Annotated in this window: 1 protein-coding gene; it reads left to right on the top strand. The window is 40.9% G+C overall.

Annotation, left to right across the window (positions count from 1 at the left end):
• Positions 1-254: GAD domain-containing protein (locus tag ACWA1B_RS23140; RefSeq protein WP_456911012.1), on the top strand; the 254-nt coding region annotated here is incomplete at both ends.

Here is a 254-nt window from a genome sequence, read left to right as displayed (position 1 = left end):
CAAACCGGACATCCGTTTCGGAATGAAGTTTGGAGAATTAAACGAGTTTGCACAGCATAAAGAATTCCCAGTATTTAATGCAGCAGAATTAGTTGTCGGAATTGCTGTTCCTGGAGCAGGAAACTACACTCGTAAAGAAATCGACGGATTAATTGACTGGGTTAAACGTCCGCAAGTGGGAGCATCTGGAATGGTTTACGTAAAATGCAACGAAGACGGAACATACAAATCTTCTGTAGACAAATTTTACGATC

The organism is Flavobacterium xizangense, assembly GCF_054075145.1.
The sequence above is the reverse complement of the archived record's forward strand: the minus strand, read 5'-3'. Positions and strand labels throughout refer to the sequence as shown.